This is a genomic window from Pseudomonas marginalis, assembly GCF_900105325.1.
In the GTDB taxonomy this organism is placed as follows: domain Bacteria; phylum Pseudomonadota; class Gammaproteobacteria; order Pseudomonadales; family Pseudomonadaceae; genus Aquipseudomonas; species Aquipseudomonas marginalis.
This window is the reverse complement of sequence record NZ_FNSU01000003.1, coordinates 670,918-685,925: the sequence shown is the minus strand read 5'-3', so window position 1 is coordinate 685,925 and position 15,008 is coordinate 670,918. Positions and strand designations below refer to the sequence as shown.

General features: G+C 63.4%; 14 protein-coding genes. 8 read left to right on the top strand and 6 right to left on the bottom strand.

Annotated features, from left to right (window positions below; genetic code table 11):
* Nucleotides 1-131 precede the first annotated feature (131 nt).
* Nucleotides 132-2,810, bottom strand: coding sequence for an alpha-ketoglutarate dehydrogenase (gene mdeB / locus BLW22_RS12345; RefSeq protein ID WP_074846507.1), 2,679 nt, complete (start codon nucleotides 2,808-2,810; stop codon nucleotides 132-134).
* 191 nt (nucleotides 2,811-3,001) lie between these two features.
* On the opposite strand from mdeB, the gene BLW22_RS12340 reads away from it, so the two are divergent.
* The 3 genes from BLW22_RS12340 (at nucleotide 3,002) to BLW22_RS12330 (ending at nucleotide 6,468) form a co-directional block, all read left to right on the top strand.
* The gene (locus BLW22_RS12340) at nucleotides 3,002-3,928 is read left to right on the top strand and encodes a class I SAM-dependent methyltransferase (protein ID WP_074846504.1); all 927 of its coding nucleotides are present in this window, start codon (nucleotides 3,002-3,004) and stop codon (nucleotides 3,926-3,928) included.
* Nucleotides 3,929-4,076: 148 nt separating this feature from the next.
* Complete coding sequence (gene pcsA, locus BLW22_RS12335; RefSeq protein ID WP_027606368.1) at nucleotides 4,077-4,793, top strand: phosphatidylcholine synthase; 717 nt, start codon at nucleotides 4,077-4,079, stop codon at nucleotides 4,791-4,793.
* Between the two features lie 895 nt (nucleotides 4,794-5,688).
* On the top strand, nucleotides 5,689-6,468 hold the full coding sequence (locus BLW22_RS12330) for a TSUP family transporter (protein ID WP_065927824.1): 780 nt from the start codon (nucleotides 5,689-5,691) through the stop codon (nucleotides 6,466-6,468).
* On the opposite strand, the gene nudC is transcribed toward BLW22_RS12330, so the two are convergent.
* Both nudC and BLW22_RS12320 read right to left on the bottom strand, forming a co-directional pair.
* Entirely contained in the window at nucleotides 6,436-7,269 is an 834-nt protein-coding gene (gene nudC / locus BLW22_RS12325; protein WP_065927825.1) for an NAD(+) diphosphatase, read from the bottom strand. The genes BLW22_RS12330 and nudC overlap by 33 nt on opposite strands.
* A gap of 5 nt (nucleotides 7,270-7,274) precedes the next feature.
* Nucleotides 7,275-8,087, bottom strand: coding sequence for a crotonase/enoyl-CoA hydratase family protein (locus BLW22_RS12320; RefSeq protein WP_074846500.1), 813 nt, complete (start codon nucleotides 8,085-8,087; stop codon nucleotides 7,275-7,277).
* Nucleotides 8,088-8,272: 185 nt separating this feature from the next.
* On the opposite strand from BLW22_RS12320, the gene BLW22_RS12315 reads away from it, so the two are divergent.
* The 3 genes from BLW22_RS12315 (at nucleotide 8,273) to BLW22_RS12305 (ending at nucleotide 10,596) form a co-directional block, all read left to right on the top strand.
* Nucleotides 8,273-8,827 carry a UPF0149 family protein gene (locus BLW22_RS12315; protein WP_074846497.1) on the top strand — a complete coding sequence of 185 codons (555 nt, stop codon included), beginning with the start codon at nucleotides 8,273-8,275 and terminating at the stop codon, nucleotides 8,825-8,827.
* A 90-nt stretch (nucleotides 8,828-8,917) separates the two neighbouring features.
* The gene (aroA, locus tag BLW22_RS12310; protein ID WP_074846494.1) at nucleotides 8,918-10,174 is read left to right on the top strand and encodes a 3-phosphoshikimate 1-carboxyvinyltransferase; all 1,257 of its coding nucleotides are present in this window, start codon (nucleotides 8,918-8,920) and stop codon (nucleotides 10,172-10,174) included.
* 32 nt (nucleotides 10,175-10,206) lie between these two features.
* Nucleotides 10,207-10,596 (top strand): hypothetical protein, encoded by a 390-nt coding sequence (locus BLW22_RS12305; protein ID WP_074846491.1) that lies wholly within the window; start codon nucleotides 10,207-10,209, stop codon nucleotides 10,594-10,596.
* A 1-nt stretch (nucleotide 10,597) separates the two neighbouring features.
* Here BLW22_RS12305 and BLW22_RS12300 read toward each other — a convergent pair whose 3' ends face one another.
* Complete coding sequence (locus BLW22_RS12300) at nucleotides 10,598-11,197, bottom strand: NAD(P)H-dependent oxidoreductase (protein ID WP_074846488.1); 600 nt, start codon at nucleotides 11,195-11,197, stop codon at nucleotides 10,598-10,600.
* A gap of 72 nt (nucleotides 11,198-11,269) precedes the next feature.
* Between BLW22_RS12300 and BLW22_RS12295 the strand changes: the two genes are divergently transcribed.
* Entirely contained in the window at nucleotides 11,270-11,863 is a 594-nt protein-coding gene (locus BLW22_RS12295) for a TetR/AcrR family transcriptional regulator (RefSeq protein WP_074846485.1), read from the top strand.
* Between the two features lie 197 nt (nucleotides 11,864-12,060).
* Here the strand turns inward: BLW22_RS12295 and BLW22_RS12290 are convergent, their stop codons facing one another.
* Nucleotides 12,061-12,726 (bottom strand): GNAT family N-acetyltransferase, encoded by a 666-nt coding sequence (locus tag BLW22_RS12290; protein ID WP_065927831.1) that lies wholly within the window; start codon nucleotides 12,724-12,726, stop codon nucleotides 12,061-12,063.
* Between the two features lie 56 nt (nucleotides 12,727-12,782).
* Nucleotides 12,783-13,667 carry a LysR family transcriptional regulator gene (locus tag BLW22_RS12285; RefSeq protein ID WP_065927832.1) on the bottom strand — a complete coding sequence of 295 codons (885 nt, stop codon included), beginning with the start codon at nucleotides 13,665-13,667 and terminating at the stop codon, nucleotides 12,783-12,785.
* A 113-nt stretch (nucleotides 13,668-13,780) separates the two neighbouring features.
* On the opposite strand from BLW22_RS12285, the gene BLW22_RS12280 reads away from it, so the two are divergent.
* A complete protein-coding gene (locus tag BLW22_RS12280) occupies nucleotides 13,781-14,989 on the top strand; it encodes an MFS transporter (RefSeq protein ID WP_074846482.1) in 1,209 nt (402 codons plus the stop codon).
* The last annotated feature ends 19 nt before the right edge of the window (nucleotides 14,990-15,008 follow it).

The window sequence follows — 15,008 nt, the reverse complement described above, 5'->3', positions numbered from 1 at the left end:
CGTAGCAGCTGCCGAGCTGCCAGCGAGGCTGCGTCAGGCGCGCTGCCGATTCAAGCTCGAGTCGCGGCCTACGCAGCCTCGCCGGGGCTCGACAGCTACGGATTTACGCGGTGTTGTATCTACGGGGGGAATCAGCAGGTCCAGGAAGCTGCGCGATCCACCTGCAAGCCATACCGCTCAATCGCCTGGTGGCACACCTGCCGCTCAAGACTGCCCTGCTCCACCAACGCGGTAAGCGCCGCCAGCACGATGTGATGCCGATCCACCTCAAAGAAATCCCGCAGCGCCGCCCGTGTATCACTGCGACCGAACCCGTCGGTGCCGAGCACGGTGTAGCTGGAGTCAAGATAGGACGCAATCATCTGCGGTACTGCGCGTACGTAGTCGGACACGGCAACCACTGGCGCACCTGCCGGCAAGCAGTCATTCAGGTGACTGACGCGCTTGCCGGCCTGCGGATGCAGGCGGTTCCAGCGTTCCACTTCCCGCGCCTCCCGTGCCAGTTCGCTGAAACTGGTGACGCTGTACACCTCGCTCGCCACGTGCCAATCCTCAGCCAGTAACCGCGCGGCGGCCTGGGCTTCACGCAGCAAGGTGCCCGAACCGAGCAGGCGTACCCGGGCGTCGGCGGCGCCTTCCAGGCGATACAGGCCCTTGATGACCGCCGCCTCCACGCCTGCGGGCAGGCTTGGCTGCGGGTAGTTTTCGTTCATCAGGGTCACGTAGTAGAACTCGTCCACATCCTGTTCCAGCATCTGGCGCATGCCGTGGTCGAGGATCACCGCAAATTCCCCGGCAAACGCCGGATCGTAGGCGCGGCAGTTGGGCACGGTGGCGGCGGTGAGGTGGCTGCTGCCGTCCTGGTGCTGCAAGCCCTCACCGCCGAGTGTGGTCCGCCCGGCCGTGGCACCGAGCAGGAAGCCACGGGCGCGCTGGTCGGCGGCGGCCCAGATCAGGTCGCCGACGCGCTGGAAGCCGAACATCGAGTAATAGATGTAGAACGGCAGCATGCGCAGGCCGTGCACCGAGTAACTGGTGGCCGCCGCGACCCAGGAACTGATGGCACTGGCCTCGCTGATGCCTTCTTCAAGAATCTGCCCGTCGGTGGCTTCGCGGTAGCTGAGGATCGAGCCGATGTCTTCCGGCTCATAACGCTGGCCGACACTGGAATAGATGCCGATCTGCTTGAACAGGTTGGCCATGCCGAAAGTGCGCGCCTCATCCGCCACGATGGGCACGATGCGCGGCCCGAGCGCCTTGTCCTTGAGCAGGTTGGTCAGCATGCGCACGAAGGCCATGGTGGTGGACATTTCCTTGCCGTCGGCCGCCGTGGCGAAACCGGCGTAACCGCTCACGGGCGGGACGTTCACCGGTGCCGCGGCCTGGCTACGGCTGGGCACATAACCGCCCAAGGCCGTGCGCCGCTGATGCAGGTAGCGCAACTCGAGGCTGTCATCCGTGGGTTTGAAGAAGCTCAGCGACTCGGCCTGTTCATCGCTCAGCGGCAACTGGAAACGGTTGCGGAAAGCGAGCAGCGCGTCGCGATCGAGCTTTTTCTGCTGGTGAGTGGTCATCTTGCCCTGCCCGGCCTCGCCCATGCCGAAGCCTTTTTTGGTCTGGGCCAGGATCACCGTGGGCTTGCCCTTGACCCGGCGCGCGGCATGATAGGCGGCGTGGATCTTGACCATGTCGTGGCCGCCACGCTTGAGGCGGTCGATCTGCTCATCGCTCATGCCCTTGACCAAGCTGGCCAGCGCCGCGCTCTGGCCGAAGAAGTGTTCGCGGTTGTAGGCCCCGTCCTTGGCAGCGAAGGTCTGGAATTGGCCGTCCACGGTGTTCGACAACGTGTTGACCAGGGAACCGTCGGCGTCCTTGGCGAGCAAGGCGTCCCAGTCCGCCCCCCAGACCAGCTTGATCACGTTCCAGCCCGCCCCCGCGAACAATGCCTCCAGCTCGTCGATAATCCGCCCGTTGCCACGCACCGGGCCGTCGAGGCGTTGCAGGTTGCAGTTGACCACCCAGGTCAGGTTGTCGAGGCCTTCGCGCGCGGCCAGGGTCAGGGCCGACATGCTTTCCGGCTCGTCCATCTCGCCGTCGCCGAAGACACCCCACACGTGACGCTCGGCGGTGTCCTGCAGGCCGCGATGCTGCAGATAGCGCATGAAGCGCGCCTGGAAAATCGAACTGATGGGGCCAATGCCCATGGAACCGGTGGGGAACTGCCAGAAGTCAGGCATCAACCACGGGTGCGGGTAACTGCACAGCCCACTCGCCCCGGCCTTGGCGCCACCGAGTTCCTGGCGATAGTGGGCCAGGTCGTCCTCGCTCAAGCGCCCTTCAAGGAAGGCGCGCGCATAAATGCCGGGGGCCGAATGCGGCTGGTAGAACACCAGGTCGCCGCCAAAGTCGTGATTGCGGGCGCGGAAAAAGTGATTGAAGCCCACCTCGAACAAATCCGCCGCACTGGCGTAACTGGCAATGTGGCCACCGAGCTCGCCATAGGCCTGGTTGGCCCGCACCACCATGGCCAGGGCGTTCCAGCGTACCAGTGAGGCCAGGCGCTCTTCGGTGGCCAGGTCGCCGGGAAACGCCGGTTGCTGCTCGACGCTGATGCTATTGATGTAGGGCGTACCGTGGCGGGGTTTCCAGTCGATGTGCGGAGCGCTGGCATCGCGGGCCAGCAGATCGAGGATCTGGCGTGCGCGCTCAGGGCCGGCATTGGCTACCAGCGACGCCAGCGCGTCGCGCCATTCGTCTAGCTCTGGTTGATCCAGGGCTGTGTGATTCACTGCACTCGCGAAACCGTTCATGGGCACCTCCGGGCTTTTTTTCCAGTTTATGTCGGCGCTTGAGGATTTTTTGCCTGTTATCAGGCGCGGTTTACAGAATTTTGAGCATGAATCACTGCCCATGGGCTTTTTCCCAGCACGTTGTGCTCAAACAACCCGAAACCTCACCAGTGTGTTTAAAATGCCGCCCGCTCAATGACCGACGCTCAACGATGAACCCAGACGCACTCGCTACCCTGCACGCCCACCTGCTCACCGCCCTGGCCAGCCCGCCGGCTGAAACCCGGCGCCTGTTCCATGGCCGTGGCCGCTGCTGGCCGGGCCTGGAGCAATTGACCGTGGACTGGCTGCAAGGCATGGTGCTGGTCGCGCTGTTCAAAGAGCCCGAAGCGCCCCATCTGGAGGGGTTGAAACAGCTGTTGATCGACTTCGACTGGGCCCGATCCGGCGCCCACAGTGTGGCGCTGCAACACCGCTACCTGCCGCAAAGCACCACGGAATGGCTGGTGGGCGCAGCCATCGACGAGCTGACCATCACCGAAGGCGGCCTGCGTTACCTGATCGACCTGGGCAAAAAGCAGAACAGCGGGCTGTTCCTCGACATGCGCTACGGCCGCAACTGGGTGCGCGAACAGGCCAAGGGCCAGCGCGTGCTCAACCTGTTTGCCTACACCTGCGGCTTCTCGGTCGCGGCCATCGAGGGCGGCGCCAGCCACGTGGTGAACCTGGACATGGCCCGTGGCGCCCTGAGCCGCGGCCGCGATAACCACCGCCTGAACGGTCATGACCTGAGCAAGGTCACCTTCCTCGGCCACGACCTGTTCAAATCCTGGGCCAAGGTCACCCACAGCGGCCCCTACGACCTGGTGATCATCGACCCACCGTCCTTCCAGAAAGGCAGCTTCCTGCTGACCAAGGACTACCAGCGCGTACTGCGTCGCCTGCCGGATTTGCTCACGGCCCAGGGCACTGTCCTGGCGTGCATGAACGACCCGGCCTTCGGCGAAGACTTCCTGATCGACGGCGTCACCCGCGAAGCACCGGGCCTGCGCTTTATTGAACGGCTGCAAAACCCGCCGGAATTTCCGGATATCGACGCGCAAAGCGGACTGAAGGCACTGGTGTTTCGCCAAGGCTGATGCCGAAACGTCCTACGCTTGCTACGCTATGTGATGCGCCGGGCGGTGAACCTTATGACCCCCTTCCCGGTCGATACCTGCATTCCCCGGCCAGACTCGACAGCGTCACGTTGTCGGCTGCCCCGTTTCACCTTTTGGAGAACCGCCCGTGATATCGACCCTGCATGTAGCCAGAATCAAAGCCTGGGGCGCCCACGGCTTTACCGCCACCGGTGTGGTATTGGCCTTCCTGGCCACCCTGGCGCTGCTGGAAAACTCACCCAAGGCCTGCTTGCTCTGGCTGGGCCTGGCCCTGGTGGTAGACGGCGTGGATGGTTCCCTGGCGCGACGGGTGAATGTCAGCACGGTATTGCCCAGCTTTGACGGCTCGGTACTGGACCTGGTGATCGATTACCTCACCTATGTGTTTATTCCGGCACTGTTTATCTACCGCTATATCGACCTGCCGGACTTTACCCACCTGTTCACCGTGTCGGTGATCCTGGTGTCATCGCTGTTCTGCTTCTGCAACGTGAACATGAAGAGCAAAGACAACTACTTCGTCGGCTTCCCCGCCGCCTGGAACGTGGTGGCCTTGTGCGTATACATCATCCAGCCGGACGCCTGGGTCACCTTGCTGACCGTGATCGGCCTGGCCCTGCTGACCGTGACGCCGATGAAGTTCCTGCACCCGTTCCGGGTCAAGCGCTTCATGCCGATCAATATCGCAGTGACCACCATCTGGTTGCTCTGCAGCTTTTTGATGGTGGTGGATTATCCCAACACCAACCCGTGGACGTTTGGGTTGTGGTCGGTGATGTCGGCGTATTTCCTCGGGATTTGTGTGTGGCGCACGGCGCTGGAGTGGATGGGGACTCACAAATAGGCAACTGACAGACCGTGGGCAAAATGTGGGAGGGGGCTTGCTCCCGATGGCGGCCTGACAGCCGACCAGGATGTTGGCGTGGAATGAGTACATATCCGTTGCTGCGGTAACGGCCACTTATGGTTACGCCCTTACGGCGTGTCACTTTTGGAAAAGCGCCAAAAGTAACCAAAAACGCTTCGCCCCACCACTCGGTACCTCGCCTAGGCTCGGTATGCCCGAACGAAGGCTTGAATCCGTGGGCCGCCGTCATGGGCCATCCTTGGCCCAGGACGGCTAACCCGGCGTCCTGCCGGGTTACCCACGGATTCAAGCCTGCGTTCGGCCAGCGTGGTTAACGGGGCGCCTGAGATCAAGATCAAAAGCCAGAGCCAGAGCAGATCAAAAGATTGCTGACTTCGTCAGCGGTTAAGGAAGTAGAAGCCACACCGCGTACGCGTCAAAGATCAGGTCGGCTTTAAGGCCGCCTCGCTTTGTTTTTGATCTGGGATCGCCCCGTCAAACACGCTGGCCGAACGCAGGCTTTGGAGCGTGGGTAACCCGGCAGGACGCCGGGTTAGCCGCGCTGGGCCAAGGATGGCCCATCGCGGCGGCCCACGCTCCAAAGCCGGAGTGAGGGCACACCGAGCCTAGGCGAGGTGCCGAGTGTTGGGGCGAGGACCTTTTGCTTACTTTTGGGTCCCTCCAAAAGTGAGTCGCTGTAAAAGCGAAACCATAAGTGGCCGTTACCGCAGCAACGGATATGTACTCGGTCAAAACCAACGACATGGTCGGCCCGAAGGCCGCCACGGAAACAAGCCCCCTCCCACATTTGGTTCTGCGTACATCAGGCAGGTAAGATGGCAGCCCTTCGCACAGCGTTTTGCTGCGCACTGCCAACCATAAGCCCTGCCCAATGCCCTTCGAACTCAGCGTAGACCTCACCACCCTCGCCATTCTCGCCGTCGTGGCCTTTATCGCCGGCTTTATCGACGCCATCGCCGGTGGCGGCGGCCTGCTTACCACCCCGGCGCTGCTCACCGCCGGGATGCCGCCCCACCTGGTACTGGGTACCAACAAGCTCAGCTCCACCTTCGGTTCGGCCACGGCCAGCTTCACCTTCTACCGTCGCAAGCTGTTCCACCCGCGTCAGTGGGTGCATGCGATCATCGGCACGTTGATCGGTGCGCTGGCCGGTGCGGTGGTTGCCCACTACCTGCCCGCCGAAACCCTGAACAAAATGCTGCCGGTGATCGTATTCGCTTGCGGCGTGTATTTGCTGTTTGGTGGCACGCCCAAGGCGCCACTGGACGCCGACGCGCCGATCAAGAAGAAATGGCAAGGCACCCAGGGTTTCGGCCTGGGCTTCTACGACGGCGTGGCCGGCCCCGGTACCGGTGCATTCTGGACCGTGAGCACCATGCTGTTGCACCCCATCGACCTGGTGAAGGCCAGCGGCGTGGCGCGCAGCATGAACTTCGTCAGCAACGCGGCGGCGCTGTCGGTGTTTATCTTCAACGGCTCGGTGGATTGGATTGTCGGCCTGGCGATGGGCGTGTCGGTGATGTGTGGCGCGTTCTTTGGCGCGCGCAGCGCGATCAGCGGCGGCGCCAAATTCATTCGCCCGGTGTTTATCACCGTGGTTCTCGGCCTGACCGTGCGCCTAGCCTGGCAGCACTGGTTCAGCGTGGCCTAGGCGACGGGCCAGGTAGAGGTCGATCAGGTAACGCGCAATCGAGCGTGACGCCGGCAACGGCGGCAGGTCGTGGATGCTGAACCACTGCGCGTCCTCGATCTCGTCGGCCTGGGGCACGATGTCGCCACCGGCGTACTCGGCATGGAAGCCCAGCATCATCGAATGGGGGAACGGCCAGCACTGGCTGCCCATGTACTGGATGTTCCTGACCTCCACCTGCACTTCTTCACGCACCTCGCGGATCAGGCAGTCTTCGGCCGACTCCCCCGGCTCGGCAAAGCCCGCCAAGGTGCTGTAGACCCCGGTGACAAACCGCGGCGAGCGCGCCAGCAGGATCTCGTCGCCACGGGTCACCAGCACGATCATGCTCGGCGAAATCCGCGGGTAGCTGCGCAGGTCGCAGGCCTGGCAATACATCGCCCGTTCCCGTGGCACCTGGACCATGGCCTGGCCGCAACTGCCGCAGAACCGATGCTCCCGCGCCCAGGTGCCGATCTGCGCGGCGTAGCCCAGCACTTTGTAGAGGGTGTGATCACCTTGCAGCATGAAGCCGCGCAGGCCCTGCCAGCTGCAACCAGGCACTTCGCCCGCCGAGTCGAGTTCCAGCAGATACACCGGCTCACCGTCGAGGTGGCCGATGCCATGTTCGGCAAACACCGAAAGCTCCTGGCGCTTGAGCCATTCCCGAGGGAACAGCGGGCCGTTGGCGTCATGCAAAAAGCCGTCGCGGCTGCGGGCGACGGCCCAGCCGCCGGGGGCGTCGTTGTCCAGCAGCGTTGTGGTAATCCAGCCTGGGGTCATGTCAGTCAATCCACGAATTCGGGTTTCTGCTTGCTCATATGGGCCGCGATGGCCACGCGCAGGTCGTTGGATTGCAACATAGCCGAGTTCCAGGTGGCAACGTATTCCAGACCGTCATTGACCGTATGGTCACGCATGTAGCTGATCATGGCTTTGGTGCCAGTGACCGCAATCGGCGATTTGGCCGCGATTTCATGGGCGATCTCGAACACGCCGGCCAACAGGCTTTCCTGGTCGGCATACACGCGATTGACCAGGCCGATGCTGCGCGCCTCCTCGGCACCGAACGGGCGGCCGGTGTAGGCCAGCTCACGCAGCATGCCGTCGCCGATGATGCGTGGCAGGCGTTGCAGGGTGCCGACGTCGGCGGCCATGCCGATGTCGATTTCCTTGATCGAGAATTGCGCGTTTTCAGCCGCGTAGCGCATGTCGCAGGCGCTGATCAGATCGATGGCGCCACCGATGCAGTAACCCTGGATCGCCGCCAGTACCGGTTTGCGGCAGTTGTCGACGGCGCTGAACGAGGCTTGCAGTTCGAGGATCTTGCGCCGCAGCAGGCGTGCATTGCGGCCCACATCCTTGCCGAAGTCATTGGCCACCGAGGCCAGCATCATCAGGTCGATGCCGGAGGAAAAATGCTTGCCGGCACCGCTGAGCACCACGGCGCGTACGGCGTCGGTGTCTTCGATCCATTGGAAGATGTCGATGATCTCGGTCCAGAACGCGGCGTTCATCGCGTTGATCTTTTCCGGGCGGTTGATCTGCACATGGGCTACGTTGCCGCTGAGTTCGACGACGAAAGCTTGATATTCGGACATGGCAGTGATCCCTGGCTGGCGAGTGATAAGGCCTGAACTATAACAAGGGTACGTGACGGCGCATCGGCCAAAAGCGGGACTGGCAACGGCGATGGAAAAGACGCTGGATAAAAGCCCCGGCACACGCCATCCTTCGCGCTTTGAGCCGCCCCATCAGCGGCGTTCGACGTTTAAAGGATATGCCCATGCACGCCCAACCCCTCGCCCCCGCCGATTTCGAATTCATCGAAGAAACCCTGTTGAAATACGGCGACGACCATTCGGTGCTGAACCTGGCCGAACTCGACGGCTACTTCACCGCGCTGGTGTCCAGCCCGGCACAGGTGGACATCGCCGAGTGGTTCCCGGCGATCTGGGGCGGGCAGAACCCGGAGTGGGAAAACGCCGAAGAGGCCCAGCAGTTCCTTGACCTGTGCGTGCGTCATATCAACACCCTGGCCGGACAACTGGCGACTGACGCCGAGGGCTTCAAGGCGCGCTTCGATGAAACCGAACACCAGGACCAAGTCGTGACCCTCGCCGAAGAATGGTGCTTTGGTTATATCCGTGGCGCCGCTATCGGCAATTGGCCTGAGTTGCCCGCGGAGCAGGCAGCGAACCTGGATAAAATCTCCTGGTGCGCCGAGCAGGACAACTTCGAGTTGCCCGCCGACCTGGATGTGGAGCTGCATCAGCAACGGGTCAGCGCTATCGAACCGGCGGCACGGGCACTGCACGATTACTGGTTGAGCAAGCGCTAGACCTCGACAAGCACCGCATCTTTGGCCGATTATTCGGGTCCGCCCGTCGGCCACTCCGTACCACCTTGCCTTGATCAGGAGCCTTGCACCTTGAGTTCGCAGAAAACCGTGACCGTTACACCGCCCAACTTCCCCCTGAATGGCAAGGTCGCGCCCCCCGGCTCCAAATCCATTACCAACCGCGCCCTGCTGCTGGCGGCGCTGGCCAAGGGCACCAGCCGCCTGAGCGGCGCCTTGAAGAGCGACGACACCCGGCATATGTCGGTGGCCCTGCGCCAGATGGGCGTGACCATCGACGAGCCGGACGACACCACCTTCGTGGTCACCGGCACCGGCAAGCTGCAATTGCCGGCGCAGCCGTTGTTCCTCGGCAATGCCGGCACCGCGATGCGCTTCCTGACGGCCGCCGTGGCTACCGTGCAAGGCACGGTGGTACTGGACGGCGACGCGTATATGCAGAAACGTCCGATCGGCCCGCTGCTGGCCACCCTCGGCCGGAACGGTATCCAGGTCGACAGCCCGACCGGTTGCCCGCCGGTGACGGTGCACGGCGTGGGCACGGTCCAGGCCAAGCGCTTCGAGATCGACGGCGGCTTGTCCAGCCAGTATGTATCGGCCCTGTTGATGCTGGCCGCGTGCGGCGAAGCGCCGATTGAAGTGGCACTGACCGGCAAGAACATCGGTGCCCGTGGCTACGTGGACCTGACCCTGGACTGCATGCGGGCCTTCGGCGCCCAGGTCGATGTGATCGACGACACCACCTGGCGCGTGGCCCCCACCGGCTACACCGCCCATGATTACCTGATCGAACCCGACGCTTCCGCCGCCACCTACTTGTGGGCTGCCGAAGTGTTGACCGGTGGCCGCATCGACATCGGCGTGGCCGCCCAGGCCTTCACCCAACCAGACGCCAAGGCCCAGGCCGTGATCGCGCAGTTCCCGAATATGCAGGCCATCGTGGTCGGTTCGCAGATGCAGGACGCGATCCCGACCCTGGCGGTCCTGGCTGCCTTCAACAACACCCCGGTGCGTTTCACTGAGCTGGCCAACCTGCGGGTCAAGGAATGCGATCGCGTACAGGCCCTGCATGACGGCCTCAATGCGATCCGTCCGGGCCTCGCCAGCATTGAAGGCGATGACCTGCTGGTCGCGGCCGACCCGGCGCTGGCCGGCACGTCGTGCAACGCCCTGATCGACACCCATGCCGACCACCGCATCGCCATGTGCTTTGCACTCGCGGGGTTGAAAATCGCGGGAATCCGCATTCAGGACCCGGACTGCGTGGCCAAGACCTATCCTGGGTACTGGAAGGCCCTGGGCAGCCTTGGGGTCGCGTTGAGCGACTGACTCAACGGCGTCGGAATGGGGAGGTAAGGATCATGACCATTCGCCAACCCTGCCCACCCGGTGCCTGTGTCTGCGAGCGTGAACAACTGCTGGAAGCCCCCGGCGCGGACCTGCGTATCCTCAGCCTGACGCGGCAGGAAGAGAAACGCCTGGTCGAGCGCCTGGAAAACCTGCAAAGCCTGCAAGACCTGGAGCGCATGCAACAGCGGATGCACGAGCTATTGGGCATCCGCGTGCATATCGCGCCGGGGCACAACGAGGTCAAGAGCATGCGCGGCATCCAGATCGTCATCGACGAGCTGCCAGGCATGTGCCGCAAGACCCGGCAAGCGATCCCGGCGGCGATTCGCCGGGGCCTGGAGAAAAATCCGGAAATTGCCTACCGCCTGCTGGACGCCCACGACCTGTTTCGCGAAGGTTGAATCAACCGGCGACCGTCTCGGCCTCGAACAGTTTCTGCCCTACCGCCCTGGCTGTTTGCAGATGCGCGGTCGCCGCGCCATCTTCCGACTCCAGCAACAACGCCGACGTCACCACTTTCGCTCCACAGTAATCAAAAATCCCGTAGTCGATCTGCGTGTGCATCGCCTTGGCGTAGCCGTGTCGGTCAAACGCGCTTTCATCGGCCGCCCCCAGGGCCAACAGGTGCACGTGCAAGTGCCGCAGTTTTTTCACCACGGGCATGTCCGGGCCGTAATCGATCGCCCAGCCGTTGACGAACACGCGGTCGACCCAGCCCTTGAGCAGGCCCGGCAGCGACCACCAGTAGATCGGGAACGCCAGCACCAGGGCATCGGCGCGGTCGATGCGTGCCTGTTCCGCCAGCACGTCGGCCGGGGGCGTGGCGCGGGTGTGGTGTACGAGGTGGTCGGCGGCGGTGTAGCGCGGGTCGAAGCCTTCGGCGGCGAGGTCGGCGATTTCGAAGGTGTGGCCCTCAGCAGTCAGCCCGGCAGCCACCTGCGCGGCCACGGCGTGGGTGAGGGATTGTGGGTCGTGATGGGCAACGACGATGAGTGCGTGCATGACTTTGACTCCCTTTGGGTTTAATCTACTTTTGGTAAGTTAACACCAACAAGTTACTTTTGGTATATAAGCATGTCAAGCCCTGAATCCCCTGCCCCACGTCGTCGCCTGTCCCGTGAAGATCGCCTGCGTCAATTACTGGAGGTGGCCTGGCAACTGGTGCGCGAGGAAGGCACCGAAGCCATGACCCTGGGCCGCCTGGCGGAACTGGCCGGCGTCACCAAACCGGTGGTCTACGACCACTTCGTCACCCGTGCCGGGCTGCTCGCCGCGCTGTATGAAGACTTTGACGCGCGTCAGACCCAGGTGTTTGCCGAAGCCCTCGACGCCAGCAGCGCGACCTTGGAAGAACGTGCCTGGGTGATCGCCTCGTGCTATGTCGATTGCGTGTTATTGCAGGGCCGGGAAATTCCGGGGGTGATTGCCGCACTGAGCAGCTCGCCGGAGCTGGAAGCGCTCAAGCGTAAGTATGAGGCGATTTTTCTCGACAAATGCCGCGCCGCGCTGGCGCCCTTTGGCCAGGTTTCACAGCCAGGATTACGGGCGATGCTGGGGGCGGCGGAAGCGTTGTCCGATGCTGCGGCGAGCGGCGAGATCAGCCGGGAAGAAGCGCAACAGGAACTACTGGCAACCATCCTGGCGATGGTCAATCGCGCACAGCGTTGAAGACTGAAGAAGCTTCTGTGGTGAGCGGGCTTGTTGTGGTGAGCGGGCTTGCCCCGCGCTGGGCTGCGAAGCAGCCCCAATAAGAGCACTGCAGTGTGCCAGGCAGCTCAGGGGCTGTTTCTGGGGCCGCTTCGCAGCCCAGCGCGGGGCAAGCCCGCTCACTACAGAAGCACTACAAAAAAGCCAAGCAGGCCAGGCTAACGCCCTGCCACAAACAGCTGGACCTTGCGTGCCAGTTGATCGAGGTGCCGGTCCCGCTGTTTCTCGGCATCCACCATCGCCCGCTTGCCGTGTTTTTGCAGCAGGTAGGTATGGATCTGGCGTACCTCCAGCGAACTGTAGATTGCCGCCACATCCAACACGCCCATCAAGCCATCGGTGCCGTAGGCCCGGGTATTCATCAACACCTGGGTGCCCCGCGCACCCCGCACTTGAAAACCCATGGCCTCGAAGGCCGCTACCTTCTCCACGGCACATGCCAACTCGGCATGGGGATAGCGCGCCACCACGTCCGCCATCATCCCGCGCGCCACACCCTGACGCCGGAAACCGGCCTGTACCGCCATAAAGGCGATGCCACAGGCTTCAGGATCATCTTTCACCGGCAGGTACAGGCAAAAGCCAATCACCTGCTCCTCGAGCATCGCCACGATCAACTCAACGGCAATCCCCTTCGACCCGCCCAATGCCTCCAGGTACAGGTGCACCTCAAAGCCGATGGCATATTGGTAGATGTTGTAGAGCAGGTTGCTCGGCGGCAGTGCGACGCTGCTGATGTCGGTGAGGTTGTCCACCACCATCTGCAGGATCTGGGCATTGATGGGCTCGGGGCACGGTGTGGTGTAGCGGGTAAGGCTGAACATGCAGATTCCTGGGGTTTCGCGTCAAGGCAGCGGCGATTGTACCTGTTGCAGGCCGTTCAGTGTCCGCACACCTCACGCACGCACCCGCGCAACCAGCGGTGGGCCAGGTCGGCATCCAGCCGCGGATGCCAGAGCATCGCCACGGTGAACGGTGCCAGCGTCAACGGCAACGCAAAGCTGTACAGGCCTTCGCGCTGATGGGCGGTGTAGCGTTCGGGCACGCAGGCAATCAGGTCGGTGTCGCGGGCCAGGGCGATGGCCGTGGCGAACCCGGCGACGATGGTGCCGATCTGCCGCGTCAAGCCCAGGGCTTCAAGCCCATCGTCGATCTGGCCGCGCTCCTGCCCGCGCCGCGAGACGTAGACGTGGCGCCCCTGGGCAAACCGCTCGGCACTGATGTCGCCCTGGCTCAGGGGATGGCCGCTGCGCACCACGCCAATCAAACGGTCGCGAAACAGCGCCTGGGTCAGCACTTCGGGGCTGGCGTCAGGGTCGACCACGCCGGTTTCCAGGTCGACGCTGCCTTGGCGCAGTAACGTGCTGTCCTTGTCGGTCTTGCTGACGAAACGCAGGCGTACACCGGGCGCCTCCCGTGCGATGCGCGCCAGCAACACGGGACCGAAGTTTTCGACGAACTCTTCACTGGTGCGCAAGGTGAACGTGCGCTCCACCTGGGCCAGGTCCAGGGCGTGTGCCGGGCGCAGCACCGCATGGGCGTCCTGCACCAGGCGGCTGACCTGCTCACGCAATGCCTGCGCCCGCGGCGTCGGCACCAGCCCGCGCCCGGCGCGGACCAACAGCGGATCGCCGGTAGTCTCGCGCAAGCGCGCCAGCGCCCGGCTCATGGCCGAGGGGCTCAACTGCAAGCGTTTGGCCGCTCGGGCGACACTGCCTTCGGCCAGCAAGACATCCAGGGTAATCAGCAGATTAAAGTCGGGCATGGGCGCTCCTTAGCAGGCGTTTGACGCAGGTATTAACTGCAAACCCTGCGTCTTCCGCCATGTTAGGCCAGGCCGTAGATTTGTGACAGTTGCGTCCACCCAAGGAATCTTCCATGAATACGTCTTCACGCGGCGGCCTTGCCAGCCTGTCGCTGTCCATGTTGCTCGCCGCCCTCGGCACCAGCATCGCCAATGTCGGCCTGCCCAGCCTGGTACAGGCATTCGATGCGTCGTTTCATGCCGTGCAGTGGGTGGTGCTGGCCTACCTGATGGCGATCACGGCGGTGATTGTCATGGCCGGCCGAATGGGCGATCGCCTGGGCCGTCGCCGGCTGTTGCTCGCCGGGCTGCTGTTGTTTGCGCTGGGCAGTGGGCTGTGTGCGGGCGCGCCCTCGCTGGGCTGGCTGATTGCCGCACGCCTCCTGCAGGGCTTGGGCGCGGCGAGCATGATGGCCATGGCGCTGGGGATGGTCGGCGACACGGTGCCCAAGGAACGCATCGGCCGGGTGATGGGCCTGCTGGGCACGATGTCAGCCGTCGGTACCGCCATGGGCCCCGCCGCTGGCGGGTTATTGCTCAGTGTATGGGGGTGGCGCGCGCTGTTTCTGGTGGGCATGCCCTTGGGATTACTCACGGCCAGCCTCGCGTGGCGCTACTTGCCGGTTGATCGACGCCAAGCAGGCTCACCTTCCAGCGTCTGGTCACCGTTGAAGGAAGCACCCTTGCGCACGAGTCTCGCGATGAGTGCGTTAGTAGCGGCGGTGATCATGGCAACCTTTGTGGTCGGCCCTTTCTACCTGTCCAAGGGGCTGGGGCTGGACCCGCAATGGATGGGCCTGGCCATGGCCGTCGGGCCCTGTGTCGCGGCGCTCAGCGGTGTACCGGCGGGGCGCCTCACCGACCGCCAGGGCTGGCGCCTTATGACTTTCGCCGGGTTGGGCATCCTGTTTTGCGGCGCATTACTGTTGTCGTTGGCCTCGGGATTGATCGCCTACCTTGGGGGGCTGGTGATTCTGACGACGGGCTATAGTCTGTTCCAGGCCGCCAACAACACTGCGGTGATGTGCGATGTAGACGGTGCGCGCCGAGGTACGGTCGCAGGCTTGCTCAACCTGTCACGCAATATCGGGCTGATCTTCGGTACCTCGGCCCTGGGGGCGGTGTTCGCCTGGGCGACCCCGGATGTCACCCGCGCCAACGCGCAATCCGTGACCAGCGGCCTGCATGCGACTTTCACCGTCGCCGTGGGCTTGATCCTGCTGGCCACCGCGATGGCAACGGGCCGCATCCGCGCCGTGAATGCCCCACAGAATACCCGTTGAGGCAAAAAAACAAAAAAGG

Bases quoted from the DNA above. Each gene is read 5' to 3' on its own strand.
- BLW22_RS12280 (WP_074846482.1), top strand. From the start codon at position 13,781: ATGAATACGTCTTCACGCGGCGGCCTTGCCAGCCTGTCGCTGTCCATG.
- BLW22_RS12305 (WP_074846491.1), top strand. From the start codon at position 10,207: ATGACCATTCGCCAACCCTGCCCACCCGGTGCCTGTGTCTGCGAGCGT.
- BLW22_RS12320 (WP_074846500.1), bottom strand. From the start codon at position 8,087: ATGTCCGAATATCAAGCTTTCGTCGTCGAACTCAGCGGCAACGTAGCC.
- BLW22_RS12330 (WP_065927824.1), top strand. From the start codon at position 5,689: ATGCCCTTCGAACTCAGCGTAGACCTCACCACCCTCGCCATTCTCGCC.
- nudC (WP_065927825.1), bottom strand. From the start codon at position 7,269: ATGACCCCAGGCTGGATTACCACAACGCTGCTGGACAACGACGCCCCC.
- BLW22_RS12300 (WP_074846488.1), bottom strand. From the start codon at position 11,197: ATGCACGCACTCATCGTCGTTGCCCATCACGACCCACAATCCCTCACC.
- BLW22_RS12340 (WP_074846504.1), top strand. From the start codon at position 3,002: ATGAACCCAGACGCACTCGCTACCCTGCACGCCCACCTGCTCACCGCC.
- mdeB (WP_074846507.1), bottom strand. From the start codon at position 2,810: ATGAACGGTTTCGCGAGTGCAGTGAATCACACAGCCCTGGATCAACCA.
- BLW22_RS12315 (WP_074846497.1), top strand. From the start codon at position 8,273: ATGCACGCCCAACCCCTCGCCCCCGCCGATTTCGAATTCATCGAAGAA.
- BLW22_RS12295 (WP_074846485.1), top strand. From the start codon at position 11,270: ATGTCAAGCCCTGAATCCCCTGCCCCACGTCGTCGCCTGTCCCGTGAA.
- BLW22_RS12285 (WP_065927832.1), bottom strand. From the start codon at position 13,667: ATGCCCGACTTTAATCTGCTGATTACCCTGGATGTCTTGCTGGCCGAA.
- BLW22_RS12290 (WP_065927831.1), bottom strand. From the start codon at position 12,726: ATGTTCAGCCTTACCCGCTACACCACACCGTGCCCCGAGCCCATCAAT.